The following is a 22,026-nucleotide window of genomic DNA, read 5'->3' as shown; positions in this document are numbered from 1 at the left end:
ATGAAGTTTCGTGAAATTAAAGAAGATATAAAACCTCTATTTATTGAATATATATCTGAGTGGTACGACAATAATGATAAAATAGTTCCTTGGAGTACGGACGTCCGCCATCATGGAGGATTTAATAGCATGTTGGAAATGCAAAAAGAAGCAATAACCCCGCCACAAAATAGTGATTTTGTTAAAGCAAAAACATTTGTATTAATAGATAGGGGCTTCATTGTCGGAGCTGCGAATATTCGATATCAATTGAATGATGGGTTACAGCAAGTTGGTGGCCATGTTGGTTATGGTGTAAGGCGTAGCGAAAGAGATAAAGGTTATGCAACGACTATATTAAAATATGCTTTAGAGGAATTGAGAAATGATTTTGTTGAATATGCGTTGATTACATGTGATGAAGATAACTTTGGCAGTGCTAAAGTTATTGAACGTAACGGTGGTAAAGAAGATAAGCCGTATATTTCAGAGAGTCAAAATGTAACAAAAAGATATTGGATTAAGTTATAAAAATTGTCATTTAAAATTAAATAAAGCGCTTTAACTTTTTTGCACTTTATGTTGAACTCTAATATAATATAAAGATAAATCAATATGGGCAGAAAGGGTTTTGACATTGAATGAAGAGCAAAGAAAACAAGGAGCGAATGCGAAGACGAAACCTAATTTAGAAAAAGATTATAGTAAATATTTCGAGCGTGTTTATCAACCTCCTAACTTAAAGGACGCTAAGCAAAGAGGTAAATCAGAAGTTCAATATCATGATGATTTCAAAATAGATGAACGACATAGAGGAATGGGGAAAGGTCGTAAATTCTATATTAGAACGTATGGTTGCCAAATGAATGAGCATGATACAGAAGTAATGGCTGGTATTTTTCAAGCATTAGGTTTTGCACCGACTAATTCAGTAGACGATGCTGACGTTATCTTACTAAATACTTGTGCAATTAGAGAAAATGCAGAAAATAGAGTGTTTAGTGAAATCGGCAACTTAAAACATTTAAAACAAGAAAGACCAGATTGTTTAATAGGTGTTTGTGGTTGTATGTCTCAAGAAGAATCTGTAGTGAATAAAATACTAAAATCATACCAAAATGTTGATATGATTTTTGGTACACACAATATTCACAGATTACCTGAAATTTTAGAAGAAGCTTATATGTCTAAAGCGATGGTTGTTGAAGTTTGGTCTAAAGAAGGCGACGTTATAGAAAACTTACCTAAAGTACGTAACGGTAGAATTAAAGCATGGGTAAATATCATGTACGGGTGCGATAAATTCTGTACATATTGTATCGTTCCATTTACAAGAGGTAAGGAACGTAGTCGTATGCCGGAAGAAATTATCGCCGAAGTGAGAGACTTGGCTAGGCAAGGTTATCAGGAAATTTGTTTATTAGGACAAAACGTAAATGCTTACGGTAAAGACATAGAAGGTTTAAATTATGGTTTAGGCGATTTACTAAACGATATGACTAAAATTGATATACCTCGAGTTCGTTTTACAACGAGTCATCCATGGGATTTCGATGATCGATTGATTGAAGTGATAGCAGAAGGTGGAAACATTGTTCCGCATATTCATTTACCTGTTCAATCTGGTAATAATAAAGTCTTGAAAATAATGGGGCGTAAATATACGCGTGAAAGTTATTTAGAGCTTGTAAATAAAATAAAAGAAGCAATACCAGATATAGCATTGACAACTGATATAATAGTTGGATATCCTAATGAAACAGAAGAACAATTTTTAGAAACAATAGATTTATACCACGAAGTTGGATTTGAACATGCGTATACTTATGTATATTCTCCAAGAGAAGGAACACCAGCAGCTAAAATGAAAGATAACGTTCCAGAAAAAGAGAAAAAACAAAGATTACAACGTTTAAATAAAGTAGTCGGTGAATATGCTGCTCAATCATTAAAACCTTATGAAGGTCAAGAAGTATATGTACTTTGTGAAGGATCAAGTAAGAGAGATGAAACAGTATTAGCTGGTTACACTGAGAAGAATAAATTAGTAAACTTTAAAGCACCTCAAGATGTGATTGGTAAAATAGTAAAGGTTAAAATTACAGAAGCTAAACAATATTCATTAAATGGTGAATTTGTTGAAGTTGTATCTAAAGAAAAGGTGGTACATTAAATGTATACAAAAGATGATATACTAGACCAAGCACGTATACTTGGAAAAATGATGTCAGAAACAGAAGAAGTTGAATTTTTTAAACGTGCGGAAGCACAAATTCACGAAAACCAAACTGTTCGTGAAAAAATGGCAAGTTTAAAATCACTGCAAAAACAAGCTGTTAATTTCCAAAACTATGGTAAAGATAAAGCTTTAGCAATGGTAGAAGAAAAAATAGCTAATATCGAAAAAGAATTGGATGACATGCCGATTGTAAGTGAATTTAAAGAAGCTCAAGCAGAAGTGAATGAACTTCTGCAAATGGTTTCACATTCAATTAGCCATACTGTTACAAACGAAATTATTGAATCAACTGGTGGTAACCAATTAACTGGTGAAACTGGTGCAGCTATGAAAAATGCACCTAATGCTAGTAGCTGTTCACACTAAAACAATAATTTAATAACTAAATTATATATTTACAAGCTTTGGTATAAATCCTTAGCTCAAAATAATTCTCCTAATCTGTTGGACTTTTAATGAACAGATTAGGAGAATTTATTTATATAGGAGTAGGACAGAAATTATATAGAAAGATTTCTTTCCCGCCCCAGTCAGTTACTGTCTATATAATAAAATTCGAGATAATTGTTATGTCTCAGTGCAATTTATTATATTATAATTAACCATACTCGTGTATTGTTGAAAATTTTGATAAAATAGACGAATCCAAAGTTAAATAAAGGAACGTGAAGAAAGATGTCTAAACCAACGCCAATGATGGCTCAATATTTAAAAATAAAATCTCAATATCAAGATACTTTATTATTTTTCAGATTAGGTGACTTCTATGAAATGTTTTACGATGACGCTATTGAAGCATCTAGAGTACTGGAAATTACTTTGACGAGACGTGATGCTAAAAAAGACCCAATACCTATGTGTGGTGTTCCATATCATTCAGCTTCAGGATACATAGAAAAACTTATTTCTAAAGGTTATAAAGTTGCCATCTGTGAGCAAATGGAAGATCCAACTCAAACAAAAGGTATGGTAAGACGAGAAGTAGTACAAGTCATCACACCTGGAACTGTGATGGAACAAAGAGGTATGGATGAGAAAACGAATAATTATATTCTCAGTTTTATTAAAGAAGATGGTGAATTTCATTTAAGTTATTGTGACGTGACTACAGGAGAATTAAAGACAACATCTTTTGAAGATGAAACAACTTTAATCAATGAAATTACGACAATACATCCGAATGAAATTATCGTGAATAAAGTTTTACAAGATTCTTTATATAAACAAATCCAACTAATTACTGAAACGATTACTGTAGTTGAAAGTTATGAAGAAAGAGAATATGACGTTATAAAAGGAACGTCTAAACCTCAAGCGACTTCGTTAATATATTTATTGAATTATATACATGATAATGGTAAACGAGAAATGCCTCACATAGAAGACGTTGTCGTATATCGTGCACTAGACTATATGAAGATGGATTTTTATGCAAAAAGAAACTTAGAACTTACTGAAAGCATCCGATTAAAATCTAAAAAAGGTACTTTATTATGGTTAATGGATGACACTAAGACACCAATGGGTGCTAGAAGGTTAAAACAATGGATTGATAGACCTTTAATCAAACAACATGATATAGAACAAAGGTTAAATGCAGTAGAACAATTTGTTAATGGTTTCATAGAAAGAGATGAATTAAGAAGTTATTTAAATATGGTGTATGATATAGAAAGACTAGTAGGTCGAGTAAGTTATGGAAATGTTAATGCGAAAGACCTCGTACAATTAAATTATTCTATAAAACAAATTCCATATATTAAAGAAATTATTGAACGACTAGATTCAACATCTGTTAATCGATTTAAAGCTTTAGAACCTCTCGAAGACTTAGAAGAACTTTTAGAAGAGAGCTTAGTCGAAGATCCGCCATTGTCCGTTAAAGAAGGTGGCTTATTTAAAACTGGGTATAATGCTGAACTTGATAAATTCAAAGAAGCTTCAACGAATGGTAAGCAATGGATTGCTGAATTACAGTTGAAAGAAAGAGAACGTACCGGTGTTAAGTCATTAAAAGTAAGTTTTAATAAAGTATTCGGATATTATATTGAAATTACAAAAGCTAACTTAAATAGTGTAGATACTGATGCATTAGGTTACCAACGTAAACAAACATTATCTAATGCTGAGCGCTTTGTAACTGAAGAATTAAAAGAAAAAGAATCTATCATATTAGGTGCAGAAGATAAAGCAATAGAATTAGAATATCAATTATTCTTAGAATTAAGGCAACGTGTTAAAGCTTATACTGAAAAGTTACAAGCACAAGCGAAATTATTATCAGAAATAGATTGTTTACAAAGTTTTGCTGAAATAGCTCAAAAATACCATTATACAAGACCGTTATTTAGCGAAGATAAAACTTTATCGCTTAAATCATCTCGTCATCCAGTTGTAGAGAGAGTCATGGATCATAATGATTATGTGCCAAATGATTGTTATTTGAACCAAGATGGTTTTATATATTTAATTACAGGACCAAATATGTCTGGTAAAAGTACGTATATGAGGCAAATAGCTATAATTAGCATTATGGCTCAAATGGGAGCTTATGTGCCAGCAGATTATGCGCTATTGCCAATATTTGATCAAATATTTACGAGAATCGGAGCAGCGGATGATTTAGTTTCTGGTAAGAGTACATTTATGGTTGAAATGTTAGAAGCTGAAAAAGCAATGGTAGGAGCAACTGAAGACAGTTTAATTATTTTTGATGAAATTGGTCGAGGAACATCTACATTTGACGGGTTAGCTTTAGCACAATCCATGATTGAATATGTGCATCATAATACTAAAGCTAAAACATTATTCTCTACGCATTATCATGAGTTAACACATTTGGACGAAACTTTATCTGGACTTAAAAATATACATGTAGCTGCACAAGAGTACCAAGGTGAATTAATCTTTCTGCATAAAGTTAAAGAAGGTGCAGTAGATCAAAGTTATGGTATTCATGTAGCAAAACTAACTGATTTACCAGATGAAATTATCGAAAGAGCAAATGTTATTCTAGAAGAACTAGAATCCAATACGCGTGTTGAGCGCAATGAACAAACGTTTGAACAGCCATCTTTCCAATTATTCGAAGAACAAACACCTTCAAAAGTTGAAAAACAAATAAAATCTATGGATTTAATGAATATGACGCCAATTGAAGCTTTAACTAAACTTCAAGAAATTCAAAATCAAATTAAATAGAAAGTGTGAATGCATTGGGAAAAATTAAAGAACTTGAATTATCCTTAGCCAATAAAATAGCAGCTGGAGAAGTGGTTGAAAGACCAGCTTCAGTTGTTAAAGAGTTGTTGGAAAATGCTATAGATGCACAAGCAACACAAATTGACATTACAATTAAAGAATCAGGTATACAATCAATAAGAGTTGTAGATAATGGCACAGGCATAGATGAAGAGGATATCGGTAAAGCTTTTGGTAGGCACGCTACAAGTAAAATTGATAACGATTATGATTTATTCCATATTAGAACTTTAGGATTTAGAGGTGAGGCTTTAGCGAGTATATCCTCAGTCAGTAAAGTAACTATGAAAACTTGTACAGATGGTCTATTAGGTCATGAAGTCCTTGTTGAAAATGGAGAAATAATTAAACAACAGCCAGCTAAAGCTAAAAAAGGAACTGATATTCTTGTTAGCGAATTGTTCTATAACACACCTGCAAGATTAAAATATGTAAAAAGTTTATATACTGAATTAGGGAAAATTACAGATATTGTTAACCGAATGGCGATGAGTCATCCGCACATAGCGTTTAACTTAGTTTCTGATGAAAAAACAGTAATATCGACAAATGGCTCTGGCCGTACAAATGAAGTAATGGCTGAAATATATGGTATGAAAATCGCGAAAGATTTAGTTGAAATTAAAGGTGAAACTGAAGACTATGTTATGCACGGATTCGTTTGTAAACCCGAACATACAAGAAGCAATAGGCATTATATTTCTATATTCATAAATGGGCGTTATATTAAGAATTTTGTATTGAATAAGGCGATTATTGAAGGTTATCACACACTTTTACCAATTGGTCGATATCCTATCGTTTACTTAAATATTGAAATGGATCCAATTTTAGTTGATGTGAATGTGCATCCAACTAAATTAGAAGTTAGAATTTCAAAAGAACAGTCGTTGTTCGATTTAATTAATCATAAAATTAAAGAAGCATTTAGAGGATTATCTTTAATACCTGGTACTTCGTTAGAGAAGCATCAACAAAAGAAATCTCAGAAAGAAATATTTGAACAACAACGTTTAGATTTTGAAGCAAAAAATCGAACAGAAACATCATCTGAGAATCATTCTCCTACAACACCAAATTTTACAAACTCAATAAATGATCCTAAACCTATTATTTCTGAAACAGAAAAAAGTGAACCATCATCACAATGGCATTTTAAACCGAAAGAGAATAATTCTTATATACAAGAAGAACAAGGCGCTCATCACGTAGAAGATGAAGAACAAGAAAATAAAAATCCGGAAAATGAGTTTAATATTGAAAAAGAAGAACCAATTTTGCGAGAAGAAACAGAACAAACACAATACGATCAAGACACATACGAATTGCCACCTGAACAACATGAAACGCAAGATAAACCTAGAGTTCCTTATATGGAAGTAGTAGGGCAAGTTCACGGCACATATATCATCGCGCAAAATGATACAGGTATGTTTATGATAGATCAACACGCAGCTCAAGAACGTATTAAATATGAGTATTTCAAAGAGAAAATTGGTGAGGTAACAAACGAGACTCAAAGTTTATTATTACCTTTAACTTTTAATTTTTCTAGAGATGAACATATGATTATAGAAAAATACTTTCAACCATTGAAAGAAGCAGGAATATTTTTAGAACCTATTGGTCATCATGATTATATGGTTAGTGAATATCCTGTATGGTTACCTCAAGTTGAAGCAGAAGAAGTCATTAAAGATATGATTGATTATGTATTAAAACATGAGCGTGTAGATATTAAGAAACTTAGAGAAGATGCGGCAATCATGATGAGTTGTAAAAAATCTATAAAAGCGAATCATTATTTAAGAAATCATGAAATGGCTCATTTAATAGACGAGTTAAGAGAAACAACTGATCCATTCACTTGTCCGCATGGTAGACCAATTATTATAGAATTAACGACTTATGAACTAGAAAAGTTATTTAAACGTGTAATGTAGGAGGATAATATGAACGAGCATTTATTACCCGCAATTCGCTCTATGAAAGATATGGAAAAGTTTTTTAAGTTAGATTATAAAAGATGTGTTTTATTAGATACCCATATTGGTCATTTACAAGGTATCTTAAATCAAATGAAGAAAAACGATAAAGAAGTTATGTTGCATATAGATTTAATTAAAGGATTATCAAATGATGAAGCGGCTGTTGAATATATTATTCAGCAATTCAGACCGCATGGTGTTATTTCTACTAAGACAAAAGTTATTAGAAGAGCTAAAAAGTTAAATACACTTACAACTTTAAGAGTATTTATATTGGATAGTACTGCTTTAAGTAGAAGTATAGAATTGATTAAACAAGCTGATCCGGATTTCGTTGAAGTATTACCTGGAGTTGCTGCGAAAGTAATAAAAGAAATTAGTGAAAAGACTGGGAAAAGTATTATAGCTGGTGGTTTAATTAACACTGAAGAAGAAATACAATTAGCTATTGAAAGCGGTGCAAAGTATATAACGACAAGTGATACAGAAATTTGGTAAGTCGATTTGACAACGTTTTCATTAAGTATTATACTCTTAAGTAAGTTAATATATGAGATGAGTAAATGAGACCTCTACGTGGATATCTATGCAATGAATTTGTATAGGTTTGTGTAGGGGTCTTTTTATGTATTAGCAAGAATCTATAGGAGGTTGTTTAATATGAGTGAATTTTTGGCAGAATTAGTAGGAACTGCCATATTAACTTTATTTGGTGGCGGTGTTTGTGCTAACGTCAACCTAAAAGGGACTTTAGGTAAAGGTGCTGATTGGATAGTTATTTCATTAGGTTGGGGTTTAGCCGTAATGTTAGGTGTTTATGCAGTAGGTAATGTGTCGGGAGCGCATTTAAACCCTGCAGTAACGTTAGGATTTGCAATTGATGGATCATTCCCTTGGTCTAAAGTTATTCCGTTTATTATTGCACAAATGATTGGTGCAATGATCGGTGCAGGTTTCGTTTGGGCTTCTTACTTACCTCACTGGAAAAAACTGAAGATCAAGGTGCGAAGCTTGGAGTATTCTCTACAGGACCTTCATATCCAAACTATATCGCAAACTTCTTAAGTGAGATTATTGGAACTATGATCTTAGTTATGGGATTATTATTTATAGGAGCTAATAAATTTACAGATGGTTTAAATCCAGTAATAGTTGGTTTATTAATCGTAGCGATTGGTTTAAGTTTAGGGGGAGCTACAGGTTATGCTATTAATCCAGCACGTGATATCGGTCCTCGTATTATGCATATGTTATTACCTATTCCAGGTAAAGGTGATTCTAACTGGAAATACTCACCGGTACCTATTTTAGGTCCAATCGCTGGTGGTATGTTTGGTGCAGCTTTATATAACATTTTATTTAACGGGATCGTTAATGGATTTATCATTTTCTCAATCATCTTTACTGTCGTTGTAGTGTTATTCGGTATAGTATTGAATAAAGCAATTCTTAAAGATGAAACTTCAGAGATTCTGTAATATACAAAATATTAGGAGTGTTTAATATGGAAAAATATATTTTATCAATTGACCAAGGAACGACAAGTTCAAGAGCGATTTTATTTGATAAAGACGGGACAATTCAATTTGTAAGCCAACGTGAGTTTAAGCAATACTTTCCAAAAGGTGGTTGGGTAGAACATGATGCAAATGAAATTTGGACATCAGTTTTATCCGTTATTGCAAGTGTATTAAACGAGAATAATATTTCCCCTGAACAAATTGAAGGTATCGGAATTACAAACCAAAGGGAAACTGCAGTTGTGTGGGATAAAAATACTGGACGTCCTGTATATCACGCAATTGTATGGCAATCAAGACAAACACAAGACATTTGTGCTGAGTTAAAATCTAAAGATTTAGAGCCAATTTTCAAAGATAAAACTGGTTTACTATTAGATCCATATTTCTCAGGTACGAAAGTAAAATGGATTTTAGATAATGTTGAAGGTGCTAGAGAAAAAGCTGAAAATGGCGATTTATTATTCGGTACAATTGATACATGGCTAATTTGGAAATTCACTGGTGGCACGCACATTACAGACTATTCAAATGCTAGTCGTACTTTAATGTACAATATTTATGATTTAAAATGGGATGAAGAGCTATTAGAATATTTAACTGTACCTTCATCAATGTTACCTGAAGTAAAACCTTCAAGTGAAGTTTACGGCTATACACAAGAGCATCATTTCTTCGGTGAAAAAATTCCAATTGCAGGTGTAGCAGGTGACCAACAAGCTGCTTTATTTGGACAAGCATGTTTCGAAAAAGGTGAAGTTAAAAACACATACGGTACTGGTGGTTTCATGTTAATGAACACTGGTGAAAAAGCAGTTAAATCAGAAAGCGGTTTATTAACAACATTAGCATACGGTTTAGATGGTAAAGTTAATTATGCACTTGAAGGTAGTATATTCGTATCTGGTTCAGCTATCCAATGGTTAAGAGACGGTTTAAGAATGATTAAATCAGCACCAGCTTCTGAAGATTATGCTAAACGTGTTAAATCAACAGAAGGTGTTTATGTAGTACCAGCATTCGTTGGTTTAGGTACACCATATTGGGATGCTGACGCACGTGGTGCAATATTTGGTTTAACTCGAGGTACTGAAAAAGAACATTTCATTAGAGTTACTTTAGAATCATTATGTTATCAAACTCGTGACGTATTAGAAGCAATGGAAAAAGATTCAGGTATTACTGTAGAAACTTTAAGAGTAGATGGTGGAGCTGTTAAGAATGATTTCTTAATGCAATTCCAAGCTGATATTGTAAATACACCTGTTGAAAGACCAGAAGTAAGTGAAACAACAGCATTAGGTGCTGCATACCTAGCAGGTTTAGCAGTTGGATTCTGGAAATCAAAAGATGAAATACAAGAAAGATGGAAATTAGAAACTGAATTCAAACCAGAACTTGAAGAAGAAGAGAGAGAATCTCTTTATAAAGGTTGGAAAACAGCAGTTAAAGCCACTCAAGCTTTTAAATTAGATTAAGTTGTGTTATCATTAAGGTAAGTTAATATTCCGTAGAGATGTGAGAGGCTTTGTTCATACAATTTAATTTGTAGGGATAAGTCTCTCATTTTTTTACATTTATAGGAGGAAATGGTTATGCAACAATTATCAGCATTAAATCGTAATCAAGTTAAAGATCAACTTAAAAGTAAAGAATATGATGTCGTTATTATAGGTGGAGGTATTACAGGTGCAGGAATCGCACTTGATGCTTCACAACGTGGTATGAAAGTCGCTTTAGTAGAAATGCAAGACTTTGCTCAAGGTACAAGTTCTAGAAGTACTAAATTAGTACATGGTGGTTTACGTTACTTAAAACAACTTCAAGTTGGAGTAGTAGCTGAAACTGGTAAAGAAAGAGCAATTGTATATGAAAATGGACCTCACGTAACAACACCTGAATGGATGTTATTACCGATGCATAAAGGTGGAAGTATGGGACCATTTTCAACTTCTATTGGATTAAAAGTATATGACTTTCTTGCAGGTGTTAAAAAATCAGAACGCCGTTCAATGTTAAATAGAGACGAAACTATCGAAAAAGAACCACTTGTTAAACAAGATGGCCTTAAAGGTGGCGGTTACTATGTTGAATATCGTACTGATGATGCACGTTTAACAATTGAAGTAATGAAACGCGCACGTGAATTTGGAGCAGATATCATCAACTATGCTAAAGCAAATCAATTCTTATATAACAAGAAAAATAAAGTTTCAGGTGTAGAAGTGACAGATTTACTTCACAATGAAATGTTTGAAATTAAAGGTAAAAGAGTTATTAACGCTGCAGGACCTTGGGTAGATGACGTGAGAAGTAAAGACTATTCTACTAATAATAAACAATTAAGACTAACTAAAGGTGTACACATTGTTATTGATCAAAGTGTCTTCCCATTAGGACAAGCAGTATACTTTGATACTGAAAGTGATGGCAGAATGATTTTTGCTATTCCTAGAGAAGGTAAAGCATACGTTGGTACAACTGACACTGTATATGATAACGATAAATCTTCACCTAAAGTTACTGAAGAAGATCGTCAATATTTACTAGATGCAATTCGTTATATGTTCCCTACAGTTAAAGTTGTAGATAGTGATATCGAGTCAACTTGGGCTGGTGTAAGACCTCTTATCTTTGAAAAAGGAAAAGACCCTTCTGAAATTTCTCGTAAAGATGAAATATGGGAAGGCGACTCAGGTCTATTAACAATAGCTGGTGGTAAGTTAACAGGTTACCGTCACATGGCTCAAGATATTGTAGACTTATTAAGTAAACGATTAAAAGAAGAATACAAATTGAAATTCAAACCTTGTGAGACTAAGCACACTTATATTTCTGGTGGTAACGTAGGAGGAAGCAATAACTACGATGCATTTGTTGAAAGTAAAGTAGAAGAAGCTAAAAACTACAATCTTTCTGAAGATGTGGCACGTTACTTAGCTAGAAAATATGGTTCAAACGTAGATGAAGTATTTGAAATTGCACATGCTACGCAAGTTGCTGACTTAGATTTACCTGTTGAAGTTTATGCAGAAGTTATCTATAGTATTCAAAAAGAAATGGTGCATAAACCAACTGACTTCTTAGTACGTCGTTCAGGTAGATTATACTTTGATATCAATTACGTATTAGAATATAAAGATGGTATCTTAGAAGTTATGGCTAAAGTTCTTAACTACGATGCAGATACTAAACGCGTATACAAACAAGAATTAGAAAAAGCAGTTAAAGAAGCGATTAACCCAAATGATCAACCTGCAATTGCTAAATAATTAAAGATTACAAATAACGCACCCAAAAAGTGAGATTTTCTCTTGATTTTTGGGTGCATTTTTATGTATGAAAGCAATGTATTTTTAAGCAGTATAGAATTTGCTATAATAACGGTTGAGGGAGGCGTACGTATCTTGAGAAGATTTAATCACATGATAACATTATCATCTGGCCAAACATTAGAAGTGACGATTGATAAAACTGATGAAAAACCAATAGGTATCTTACATATTTTACATGGTGTTTCAGAACATAAAGATAGATATGATGGCATAGTAGAGTATTTTTGTAAAAGAGGTTTCCATGTTATTAGGCATAATCATCGTGGCCACGGTAAAAAAATTGAAGAATCTACTAGAGGTCATTTTAATAGTTTAAAAGAATTAGTAGAAGATTTAAAAGAAATTAGAGATACTTTCAAACCTGAATTGAACAATGACTTGCCCTATATTCTGTTAGGTCGCTCTATGGGATCTTTAGTAGCAAGAAAATATGTTCATGATTATCCGGATGATGTTAATATATTAATTTTATCCGGCACTGTTGTCTATTCAAATATTCAAGGTAAATTAAATTTATATGGATTAAAATTTGTTAATCTATTTTTAGGTAATCGTACTAAATCTAAACTTATTAATAACTTAGCCTTTAAGACGCCTAATAGAAAACATAAAGAATTAAATAAAGATAACAATTGGATTAGCGAAAGTGAAGAAAATAAAAAGATTTACGAAGAAGATCCTTATACTGGGTATTCAGTATCTCACAGAGTCTTTTTAGAAACAGTGAAAGCGGCTGAACAATCCAAAAAATCAAGCTATATCAAAAAACAAAACCTCAATATGCCCATATTACTGCTTTCTGGTAAAGAAGATCACTTTGGAGGTTTTGGAACAGGTATTAAAAAGCTTGCCACGTTATATAAAAGAAATGGCGTTAAACATGTCACTGTACAATTATATAAAAATAAAAGACATGAAGTATTATTTGAAACGAACCAATCTGTAGTATATGAACACATCTTTAATTGGTTGATGACGCAAATTAAACAATTAGAAAAAGAGGAACAATAATATGTCGAAAAAACCGTTAATCGCAATAGTAGGTCCAACAGCAGTTGGTAAAACTGAACTTAGTATACGATTAGCTCAAGCTTTAAATGGTGAAGTTATCAATGGTGATGCATTTCAAATTTATAAAGGATTAGATATAGGTACAGCAAAAGTAACAGAACAAGAAAAAGAAGGCATAAAACATCATTTAGTGGATGCATACAATCCAGATGAGCCTTATTCTGTGTACAAGTTTAAAGAAGATGTTTCCAATATAATCGATGATATTCATAATAGAGGAAAACTTCCTATATTAGTAGGTGGGTCTGGTTTATATGTTCAGTCAGTACTGTATGATTATCATTTAGAAAAAGAAGAAATCACAAATGAAGAATTGGAAAAAATTAATAATAAATTTGATGAATTATCGAATTATACAAATATTGAATTGCACAATTATTTAAAAGAATTTGATCCAGAAACTGCGTCATCAGTGCATCCAAACAATCGTCAAAGAGTAGAAAGAGCCATAGAGTACTACTTGAAGACTAAAAAAACATTAAGTGAAAGAAAGAAAAGCCAGACATTTTCTGGAAAATATGGTACATTATTAATTGGGATAGACATGTCGCGCGAAACTTTATATGAAAGAATTAATATGCGTGTTGACATGATGTTGGAGCGAGGATTATTAAGAGAAGTATCTAATCTCGTTGATATGGGGTATGAACATTCACAAAGTATGCAAGCAATTGGATACAAAGAGTTAATACCCGTTGTAAAAGGAGAAAAAGACATAGATATTGCAATAGAACAAATCAAGCAGAATTCAAGAAGATACGCCAAACGTCAATTGACATGGTTTAAAAATAAAATGAATGTAACTTGGTTTCGACGGGATGAACAGTCTTTATCAGAAATCGCAGACAACGTAATCCAATTATCCAAGTGAAGGGGAAAGTCATATGGCAGAGAAAGAAAATATTCAAGAAGTATTATTGGAGAAGTTCAAATCTGAAGGTACTGAATTAACAGTCTTCTTATTAAACGGTTTCCAAATGAAAGGCAAAATTGTAGGTTTTGACGAGAATGTTGTATTACTAGATATTCTAGGTACTGAAAATCTTATCTACAAACATGCTATTTCTACTTTTGTCGTAGCACAAGAAGAAGAAAATAAAGAAAATGCGTAATTTTTGTGCTCGTGGCTAAAAAAGCTAAGACAATTTATTTGTCTTAGCTTTTTTATTTTAATAAATAAAGAGAATGTTATATTTCGAGACGATGCTCACGTGAAACATAACATTCTCTTTATTGACAAGACTACTGAGAAAAGGCAATAAGGCTACCGTTATTGATACGTTTGGCAAGAAAAGGCAATAAGGCTATCGCTGTTGACACGTTTGGCAAGAAAAGGCAATAAGGATAATGCTATAGCCAAGTTTTGAACTACAAAATCCACGTGCAACATAGACATCGAGTCCACTACTGCAAATACATAGAAAGAGCCCGAAACAATGATTAAAGTCTCGAACTCTTTCTTTTTATAATACTTCTTCTATAGCATTTCTTAACTGTTCTGGACTTTTTTGTGGTGAGAAGCGATTAACAACTTCTCCATCTTTATTCACTAAAAACTTAGTGAAGTTCCATTTTATGGAGCCGTTTAAAATGCCTTTTTTAGCACTTGTTAAATAGTCATAAAGTGGATGTTGATCAGAACCTTTTACTTTGATCTTTTCGTGCATTGGGAATGTAACACCATAATTTAATTTACAATTTTGATAAGCTTCATATGAATCACCTGGTTCTTGATTACCAAATTGGTTACAAGGGAAACCAAGTACTACAAAGTCTTTATCTTTATAATCTTGATAAAGTTGTTCCAATCCTTCAAACTGTGGAGTGAAACCACATTCACTTGCTGTATTGACAATCAATAGTGCTTTACCTTTATATTCAGATAACGAATAAGTATCTCCATTTGTTTTAGCAACCTCGAAGTCATATATAGACATTCTAATCACTCCTTTTCTTAACTCTATTATAGTAAAGATTTATTCAAAGTCATATTAATATGCATATCTAATTATATGTTAAAATGAAGTAAAGAGAGCGTGATAAAAATGAAAAATGATTTAATAACAACAGATCATGAAACGGAGAAAGTAATATTATTAGCTTTCCATGATAAACAAGTAGATGAGGATACGTTTCAATCAACAGTTGAAGAACTAAAATCTTTAGCTAAAACAAGTCAATTAGAAGTGATTGAAGTATTTACTCAAAAAAGAGATAGACCAGATCAACAATATTACTTTGGTAAAGGTAAAATAGAAGAAGTGGTTGAATATATCGATTTAAACGATGTAAAAGTAAATGCTATTATCGCTAACGATGAGTTAACAACTGCACAGTCGAAACAATTAGATGAGTTGTTTGATACTAAAATTATAGATAGAACACAATTAATTTTAGAAATATTTGCGCAACGTGCTTCTAGTAGAGAAGGGCAGTTACAAGTCGAACTTGCACAATTAGATTATTTACTGCCTAGACTGTCTGGCCATGGTAAAAGTCTATCACGTTTAGGTGGCGGAATTGGTACAAGAGGTCCTGGTGAAACTAAACTGGAAACTGATAGAAGACACATTAGAACGCGCATGAACGAAATTAAACATCAACTAGAAACGATTGTATCTCACCGTTCAAGATATAGGGAAAGAAGACAACATAACCAAGCTTATCAAGTCGCGTTAATAGGTTATACTAACGCTGGTAAATCTTCATGGTTTAATCAGTTATCACAAGATGAAACATTTGAACAAGATTTATTATTCGCAACGTTAGACCCTAAATCAAGAGCTGTTTCAATAAACGAAGGATTTAATATTATATTATCTGATACGGTTGGATTTATTCAAAAATTGCCTACGACACTTATAGCAGCATTTAAATCAACATTAGAAGAAGCAAAATATGCACAACTATTAATACATGTTGTAGATGCTAGTCACCCACATTATATGGAACAGTATGAAACTGTTATGAAACTTGTGAAACAATTAGATATGAATCACATTCCAATGTTAGTTGTGTTCAATAAAAAAGATAAAGTAGATAACATCAATCAACCTGTCTCCGAGAATTCTATATTTGTGTCAGCAAGAGATAAACAAGATCAAGTTGTATTCAAAGACAAGCTAGTAGAAATGATTAAAAATACAATGGAATATTATGAGATGGAATTAGATGCGTCTGATGCTGACCAATTGTATTGGCAAAAAACACATACACTAGTAGAAACGTTAGAGTTTGATGAAACAAATGAAATGTATAAAATAACAGGATATAAACAAAAATAAGAGGTAAAGAAATGGAAGAAAAATTACAATCATTAGTAAAAGAAGTAGAAACAACATTAAGACCATATTTTGATGGAATTGAGCATAATGCATTAATTGCTCAAGAACGCGTATTGGATGCTTTCCATAAAGTGAAAATATCAGAAGCAGATTTAGTCGGTACTACAGGATATGGTTATGATGATATGGGACGAGATCATTTAGAAGAAGTATATACAGAAGTCTTTCGAGCTGAAGATAGTTTAGTTAGACCACAAATTATTTCAGGAACACATGCGATTACAATAGCATTAAATAGTCAATTAAAACACGGTGAAGAATTACTGTATATAACAGGTACACCTTATGACACTTTATTAGAAGTAATCGGTGTTAATGGAAATGGTATCGGGAGTTTTATTGAACAAGGTATTCAATACAATGAAGTTCCTTTAAAAGATAATGATATTGATATTGATGCTGTATTAAACAAAATAAATGATAAAACAAAAGTAATCGCAATACAACGATCTAAAGGCTATAGTTCTAGACCTTCATTAACAATAAAGCAAATAGGATATGCCATTACTAGAATAAAAGAAGTTTATCCAGAAATTATTATTTTCGTAGATAACTGTTATGGTGAATTCGTAGAGGATAAAGAGCCTATAGAAGTAGGCGCAGATTTAATTGCTGGTTCTTTAATCAAAAACCCAGGCGGTGGATTATCTAAAATAGGTGGATATATTTCAGGTAAACAAAATTTAATAGAGCGTTGTGCATATAGATTAACAGCTCCTGGTATCGGTAAAGAAGCGGGGGCTTCATTAGGTAGTTTACCTGAAATGTATCAAGGGTTCTTTTTAGCGCCACACGTAGTTAGTCAAAGCTTAAAAGGCGCATTGTTTACGTCCTTACTATTGGAGAAATTAAATATGAAGACAACACCACATTACACAGATGAAAGAACTGATTTAATACAATCTGTAACATTTGATACAGCTGAACAAATGATTGCATTTTGTCAGTCTATACAACATGCATCGCCAATCAATGCACATTTCAGCCCGATGCCTAGTTATATGCCGGGCTATGAAGATGATGTCATTATGGCAGCAGGAACTTTTGTACAAGGTTCTTCAATTGAATTAACAGCTGATGGCCCAATTAGAGCACCGTATGAAGCTTATATTCAAGGTGGATTAACATATGAACACGTTAAAATCGCGATAATTAGAGCAGTGGAAACATTAATGAAAAAAGAATTAGTTATGTTATAATTATGTGTGAGGTTTCCTCACACATAATTGTTTTCTGAAAATTTATGTGCTAAATTTATTTTAAGTTCTTAGTAGAAGGAGGCGGTCGTGCTGTCAAGAGATTTAATTAGAAGAAACATGGCCGTGTTTCCAATAGGTGTAGTCATCAAATTAACAGAACTTACAGCAAGACAAATCAGATATTATGAAAGTAATGAGCTGGTTACACCGACAAGAACTGACGGTAATCAGAGGTTGTTTTCATTAAATGACTTAGAGAGATTACTTGAAATTAAAAATCTCATCGAAAAGGGATTCAATATGAAAGGGATTAAACAAATTCTTCTAGAAGAAAAAAATGACCTTTCAGATGAAGAACTACGTATGAGAGAGCGGGTTATTAGAGGTACCTCGAAGACAGAAGGTCCACTCAACCGTGGAGATTTATCAAGATTTTTTAAATAAAATACTGGAGGATCAACACATGGCTAAGCAAACATTTACGAAAGAAGATATTTTTCGCTTTGCAGACGAAGAAAACGTACGTTATTTAAGGTTACAATTTACAGACATTTTAGGAACAATTAAAAATGTAGAGGTACCAATTGCACAATTAGCAAAAGTTTTAAACAATGAAATGATGTTTGACGGTTCTTCAATTGAAGGATTCGTGCGAATTGAAGAATCGGATATGTATCTATGTCCTGACCTGAACACTTGGGTGATTTTCCCATGGACTGCAGGTAAAGGTAAAGTAGCACGATTAATCTGTGACGTTTATAGTCCAGACGGTAATCCATTCCCAGGTGACCCACGTACTAACTTGAAACGTGTCTTAAAAGAAATGCAAGAATTAGGATTTACAGATTTCAACTTAGGACCAGAACCAGAATTCTTCTTATTTAAACTAGACGAAAAAGGTGAACCAACATTAGAATTAAATGATAATGGTGGATACTTCGACTTAGCACCAACAGACTTAGGTGAGAACTGTCGTCGTGATATCGTACTAGAATTAGAAGATATGGGCTTTGATATCGAAGCAAGTCACCATGAAGTGGCACCTGGCCAACATGAAATAGACTTTAAATATGCTGACGCAATTACAGCATGTGATAACATTCAAACATTCAAACTCGTTGTTAAAACTATCGCACGTAAACATAATTTACACGCAACATTTATGCCAAAACCATTATTCGGTGTAAACGGAAGCGGAATGCACTTTAACGTATCATTATTCAATGGTAAAGAAAATGCGTTCTTCGATCCAGATGGCGACATGCAACTTACAGATAATGCATTCCACTTTATTGCAGGTATCTTGAAAAATGCAAGAGGATTCACAGCAGTATGTAATCCATTAGTTAACTCATACAAACGACTAGTACCAGGTTACGAAGCACCATGTTATATCGCATGGAGTGGACAGAACCGTTCACCACTAGTAAGAATACCAGTATCAAGAGGCGTGTCAACACGTGTCGAAATCCGTTCAGTAGACCCAGCAGCTAATCCATACTTAGCATTAGCTACAATCTTAGAAGCAGGATTAGACGGTATTAAACACAAATTAACACCACCAGAATCAGTAGACCAAAACATCTATGAAATGAACAGAGAAGAAAGAGAAGCGGTGGGCGTACAAGACTTACCATCAACACTTTACACAGCTGTTAAAGCAATGAAAGAAAACGATGTAGTAAGATCAGCATTAGGTAATCACATTTACAGACAATTTATCCAATCTAAATCATTAGAATGGGATTACTACAGAACCCAAGTATCAGAATGGGAAAGAGAACAATATATTAAGCAATATTAATATCGATAGAGGAGCTAGGGATATAAATCCTTAGCTCTTTTTTGGATGGGATTAATCAAAAATGCAAGAGTTGATTTTATTATTGGATTAATTAGGCCGAAAATCCAAGTAGAGCACCTTTTGTTGGATTAACTAGGCCGAAAATCCAAATAGAGCACCTTTTGTTGGATTAATTAAGCCGAAAATCCAAGTAGAGCACCTTTTGTTGGATTAACTAAGCCGAAAATCCAGGTAGAGCACCTTTTGTTGGATTAACTAAGACAATAATCCAAGTAGAGTACCTTTTGTTGGATTAACTAAGACAATAATCCAAGTAGAGTACTTCTTATTGGATTAACTAAGACAATAATCCAAGTAGTTACACTTTTAAAAGTACTTTCGTATATCTTCACGAGAAAAGTCTAAAGTGAAATATCATTTAAGAGTTGATATAATAACTGTAAACATAAGAAAAAATGCTAGAATTAAGAAATAACAAAATGAGGCTGGGACATAAATACATGTCTCAGCCTCATTTATTAAAATGGCAGTAGCTGACTGGATTAAAAATGCGCTTATATCAAGCTTTTTCCAACCCTAGTTATCCTTGCCGGGGTGAGACTACGAAATCTATTTATTAAAATAAGATTTCTGTCCCACTCCTATTTTTATCTATTTTGTAATATCTTTTTTTACCTTACTAATATGAATGTCTCGTGTAATAGCGATTAATGGTCTTATAAGCATTTGAATACTACCAATTACAAATAAAACAGTACCAGCAAATGTTGTAGACTCTTTAAAAAATAAAAAACTACCAACGATAAAGAACATTGCTAAGATTATATCGTTAATTTGATAAAGTAATTTGTAGAAAGTATCAATCTTAATATCGAAGCCTAAAACGGTGAATTCTAGTTCTTTTTTATCTTCAAATCTCATTTTTACCACCTCAAATTAATGATATCAATATACAATGAATATTCAAGTTAATGATTATATATAAATTATTGTTATAGAAAACAAAAATAATATTTTTAGGTGTATGATTAAGATAATTAATCACTATAAAATATATACGATAGAAAAGGGTGTATTTTATGATCGAATACGAATATTTTCACTTGAATTCGGATAATAGAAAAAATGGAAAGTATTTAGATATCCTTCATCCTGAATTTGAAGAATTTGGCCAATCTGGAAAGGTATTTAAAAAAGAAGATTTTATTGAGGTTGATTTAGATTCTAATGAGTATGAAATATTGAATTTTAACGAAGTACAATTATCAAATAATAGTTATTTGTGTAAATATATTTTAGTAAACAAAAGCTCTGGCATGGCTAGTAATAGAAGTTCGATATGGGTTTTATATAAAGATGAATGGAAGTTGATCTTTCATCAAGGAACAAAGGTGAGTATTTGAAATGATATAATAAATAAAAAACAATAGGGTAGTTTTAATAACACCCCATTGTTTTGTATAAAGATTTTAATTTTTTAAATGATCTATTGCATATTGTGCTTCTTCAGCTGTAAAACCTTCTATAGTCGAAGTTAATTGTTGATGAATCGCATCATTAGACATATTCATAGTTTTAGCATATTCTTTAGCTTTTTCTAAAGCATTCTTATTATAGTCTGCTTTTAAATGATCTACCGCATATTGAGCGTCTTCGGGTTTAAATCCTTCCACTGATGACGTAAGTTGATTATAGATACCGTTTTTAGACATATGCATTGTTTTAGAATAAGTTTCTGCTTTTTTCAAAGCAGCTTTTTGTTCTCTTGTTGTTTTAGGGCTATCTTTTTCTTCTTGATTAGTAGATTCATTTTTATTTTTCTCATCATTATTCTTACTTGATTTTTTCTCTTGTTGTTCAGCCTTATCATTTGATGATTTATTATTGTTTCCACCACCTAAAGCTGCAGCACAAGCACTTATTATGATAATTATTATGATTAGACCTAAACAACCAACTAGTAAAGGATTTTTCTTTTTTTCTTTAATAATGACACGTTCTCCTTTCTCATTATATAAAACTTCATCTTTTTTATTTTTTCCCATCGTACGTCTTCTCCTTTATAATTTTTTATTAAACACTTCTTAAAGTGATTAATTAAATTAAAATATAGTTATTCAATAAAAAATATCAAAATAAAAAAGAGAGAAGACTGTATTTTAATAACAAGTTCTTCTCTCTTTTTACTGTTTTATTTATATAATTTTACTGTTTTCTATAAGTATTGAGGATGAATTTTCTTTAAGCTTGCTTATTCCTAACTATATATGCTCATTTAAATTATAT

Annotated in this window: 19 protein-coding genes and 1 pseudogene; 17 read left to right on the top strand and 3 right to left on the bottom strand. The window is 32.4% G+C overall.

The genetic code is table 11. The annotated features are described in order from the left end of the window. The 12 genes and pseudogenes from CD135_RS10090 to hfq all read left to right on the top strand — a co-directional run bounded on the left by CD135_RS10090 (position 1) and on the right by hfq (position 14,505). Positions 1-510, top strand: coding sequence for a GNAT family N-acetyltransferase (locus CD135_RS10090; RefSeq protein WP_103269403.1), 510 nt, complete (start codon positions 1-3; stop codon positions 508-510). A gap of 106 nt (positions 511-616) precedes the next feature. Continuing rightward, on the top strand, positions 617-2,152 hold the full coding sequence (miaB, locus tag CD135_RS10085; RefSeq protein WP_103269402.1) for a tRNA (N6-isopentenyl adenosine(37)-C2)-methylthiotransferase MiaB: 1,536 nt from the start codon (positions 617-619) through the stop codon (positions 2,150-2,152). Beyond that, positions 2,153-2,584: a YlbF/YmcA family competence regulator gene (locus CD135_RS10080; RefSeq protein ID WP_103269401.1), complete on the top strand. Its 432-nt coding sequence runs from the start codon at positions 2,153-2,155 to the stop codon at positions 2,582-2,584. Between the two features lie 309 nt (positions 2,585-2,893). Next, the gene (gene mutS, locus CD135_RS10075; protein WP_103269400.1) at positions 2,894-5,419 is read left to right on the top strand and encodes a DNA mismatch repair protein MutS; all 2,526 of its coding nucleotides are present in this window, start codon (positions 2,894-2,896) and stop codon (positions 5,417-5,419) included. 14 nt (positions 5,420-5,433) lie between these two features. Beyond that, positions 5,434-7,422 (top strand): DNA mismatch repair endonuclease MutL, encoded by a 1,989-nt coding sequence (gene mutL, locus CD135_RS10070; RefSeq protein WP_103269399.1) that lies wholly within the window; start codon positions 5,434-5,436, stop codon positions 7,420-7,422. Positions 7,423-7,431: 9 nt separating this feature from the next. Then, positions 7,432-7,965, top strand: a complete 534-nt coding sequence (locus tag CD135_RS10065) for a glycerol-3-phosphate responsive antiterminator (RefSeq protein ID WP_017000464.1) — start codon at positions 7,432-7,434, stop codon at positions 7,963-7,965. Between the two features lie 162 nt (positions 7,966-8,127). Next, positions 8,128-8,945, top strand: a pseudogene (locus CD135_RS10060) (MIP/aquaporin family protein). A gap of 26 nt (positions 8,946-8,971) precedes the next feature. Further along, positions 8,972-10,465 carry a glycerol kinase GlpK gene (gene glpK, locus CD135_RS10055; protein WP_103269398.1) on the top strand — a complete coding sequence of 498 codons (1,494 nt, stop codon included), beginning with the start codon at positions 8,972-8,974 and terminating at the stop codon, positions 10,463-10,465. A gap of 117 nt (positions 10,466-10,582) precedes the next feature. Next, on the top strand, positions 10,583-12,259 hold the full coding sequence (locus tag CD135_RS10050; RefSeq protein ID WP_103269397.1) for a glycerol-3-phosphate dehydrogenase/oxidase: 1,677 nt from the start codon (positions 10,583-10,585) through the stop codon (positions 12,257-12,259). Between the two features lie 63 nt (positions 12,260-12,322). After that, entirely contained in the window at positions 12,323-13,333 is a 1,011-nt protein-coding gene (locus CD135_RS10045; protein ID WP_103269396.1) for an alpha/beta fold hydrolase, read from the top strand. Position 13,334: 1 nt separating this feature from the next. Further along, complete coding sequence (miaA, locus tag CD135_RS10040) at positions 13,335-14,264, top strand: tRNA (adenosine(37)-N6)-dimethylallyltransferase MiaA (protein WP_103269395.1); 930 nt, start codon at positions 13,335-13,337, stop codon at positions 14,262-14,264. Positions 14,265-14,277: 13 nt separating this feature from the next. Then, complete coding sequence (gene hfq / locus CD135_RS10035; RefSeq protein WP_017000459.1) at positions 14,278-14,505, top strand: RNA chaperone Hfq; 228 nt, start codon at positions 14,278-14,280, stop codon at positions 14,503-14,505. Between the two features lie 351 nt (positions 14,506-14,856). Here hfq and CD135_RS10030 read toward each other — a convergent pair whose 3' ends face one another. After that, positions 14,857-15,330, bottom strand: coding sequence for a glutathione peroxidase (locus CD135_RS10030; RefSeq protein WP_017000458.1), 474 nt, complete (start codon positions 15,328-15,330; stop codon positions 14,857-14,859). Positions 15,331-15,438: 108 nt separating this feature from the next. Here CD135_RS10030 and hflX point away from each other — a divergent pair, with 108 nt between their 5' ends. The 4 genes from hflX (at position 15,439) to glnA (ending at position 19,740) form a co-directional block, all read left to right on the top strand. After that, entirely contained in the window at positions 15,439-16,677 is a 1,239-nt protein-coding gene (gene hflX, locus CD135_RS10025; RefSeq protein ID WP_103269394.1) for a GTPase HflX, read from the top strand. A gap of 11 nt (positions 16,678-16,688) precedes the next feature. Next, positions 16,689-17,936 (top strand): methionine gamma-lyase family protein, encoded by a 1,248-nt coding sequence (locus CD135_RS10020; RefSeq protein WP_103269393.1) that lies wholly within the window; start codon positions 16,689-16,691, stop codon positions 17,934-17,936. Between the two features lie 87 nt (positions 17,937-18,023). Beyond that, positions 18,024-18,380: a MerR family transcriptional regulator gene (locus CD135_RS10015; protein WP_017000455.1), complete on the top strand. Its 357-nt coding sequence runs from the start codon at positions 18,024-18,026 to the stop codon at positions 18,378-18,380. 19 nt (positions 18,381-18,399) lie between these two features. Further along, positions 18,400-19,740: a type I glutamate--ammonia ligase gene (gene glnA / locus CD135_RS10010; protein ID WP_103269392.1), complete on the top strand. Its 1,341-nt coding sequence runs from the start codon at positions 18,400-18,402 to the stop codon at positions 19,738-19,740. Between the two features lie 651 nt (positions 19,741-20,391). Here glnA and CD135_RS10005 read toward each other — a convergent pair. Then, on the bottom strand, positions 20,392-20,661 hold the full coding sequence (locus CD135_RS10005) for a YrhK family protein (protein WP_017000453.1): 270 nt from the start codon (positions 20,659-20,661) through the stop codon (positions 20,392-20,394). A gap of 158 nt (positions 20,662-20,819) precedes the next feature. On the opposite strand from CD135_RS10005, the gene CD135_RS10000 reads away from it, so the two are divergent. Beyond that, positions 20,820-21,143, top strand: coding sequence for a nuclear transport factor 2 family protein (locus CD135_RS10000; RefSeq protein ID WP_017000452.1), 324 nt, complete (start codon positions 20,820-20,822; stop codon positions 21,141-21,143). A 66-nt stretch (positions 21,144-21,209) separates the two neighbouring features. Here CD135_RS10000 and CD135_RS09995 read toward each other — a convergent pair whose 3' ends face one another. Continuing rightward, positions 21,210-21,785: an Ltp family lipoprotein gene (locus CD135_RS09995; RefSeq protein WP_017000451.1), complete on the bottom strand. Its 576-nt coding sequence runs from the start codon at positions 21,783-21,785 to the stop codon at positions 21,210-21,212. Positions 21,786-22,026 lie beyond the last annotated feature (241 nt).

The sequence above is a fragment of the Mammaliicoccus lentus genome, from assembly GCF_002902755.1.
GTDB classification, from domain to species: domain Bacteria; phylum Bacillota; class Bacilli; order Staphylococcales; family Staphylococcaceae; genus Mammaliicoccus; species Mammaliicoccus lentus.
The sequence above is the reverse complement of the archived record's forward strand: the minus strand, read 5'-3'. Positions and strand labels throughout refer to the sequence as shown.

Coding starts and splice junctions, on each gene's coding strand:
- CD135_RS10005 (WP_017000453.1), bottom strand. CDS start 20,661: ATGAGATTTGAAGATAAAAAAGAACTAGAATTCACCGTTTTAGGCTTC.
- CD135_RS10050 (WP_103269397.1), top strand. CDS start 10,583: ATGCAACAATTATCAGCATTAAATCGTAATCAAGTTAAAGATCAACTT.
- miaA (WP_103269395.1), top strand. CDS start 13,335: ATGTCGAAAAAACCGTTAATCGCAATAGTAGGTCCAACAGCAGTTGGT.
- CD135_RS10030 (WP_017000458.1), bottom strand. CDS start 15,330: ATGTCTATATATGACTTCGAGGTTGCTAAAACAAATGGAGATACTTAT.
- hfq (WP_017000459.1), top strand. CDS start 14,278: ATGGCAGAGAAAGAAAATATTCAAGAAGTATTATTGGAGAAGTTCAAA.
- CD135_RS10020 (WP_103269393.1), top strand. CDS start 16,689: ATGGAAGAAAAATTACAATCATTAGTAAAAGAAGTAGAAACAACATTA.
- CD135_RS09995 (WP_017000451.1), bottom strand. CDS start 21,785: ATGGGAAAAAATAAAAAAGATGAAGTTTTATATAATGAGAAAGGAGAA.
- CD135_RS10090 (WP_103269403.1), top strand. CDS start 1: ATGAAGTTTCGTGAAATTAAAGAAGATATAAAACCTCTATTTATTGAA.
- CD135_RS10045 (WP_103269396.1), top strand. CDS start 12,323: ATGTATGAAAGCAATGTATTTTTAAGCAGTATAGAATTTGCTATAATA.
- glpK (WP_103269398.1), top strand. CDS start 8,972: ATGGAAAAATATATTTTATCAATTGACCAAGGAACGACAAGTTCAAGA.
- CD135_RS10065 (WP_017000464.1), top strand. CDS start 7,432: ATGAACGAGCATTTATTACCCGCAATTCGCTCTATGAAAGATATGGAA.
- hflX (WP_103269394.1), top strand. CDS start 15,439: ATGAAAAATGATTTAATAACAACAGATCATGAAACGGAGAAAGTAATA.
- mutS (WP_103269400.1), top strand. CDS start 2,894: ATGTCTAAACCAACGCCAATGATGGCTCAATATTTAAAAATAAAATCT.
- CD135_RS10000 (WP_017000452.1), top strand. CDS start 20,820: ATGATCGAATACGAATATTTTCACTTGAATTCGGATAATAGAAAAAAT.
- CD135_RS10080 (WP_103269401.1), top strand. CDS start 2,153: ATGTATACAAAAGATGATATACTAGACCAAGCACGTATACTTGGAAAA.
- glnA (WP_103269392.1), top strand. CDS start 18,400: ATGGCTAAGCAAACATTTACGAAAGAAGATATTTTTCGCTTTGCAGAC.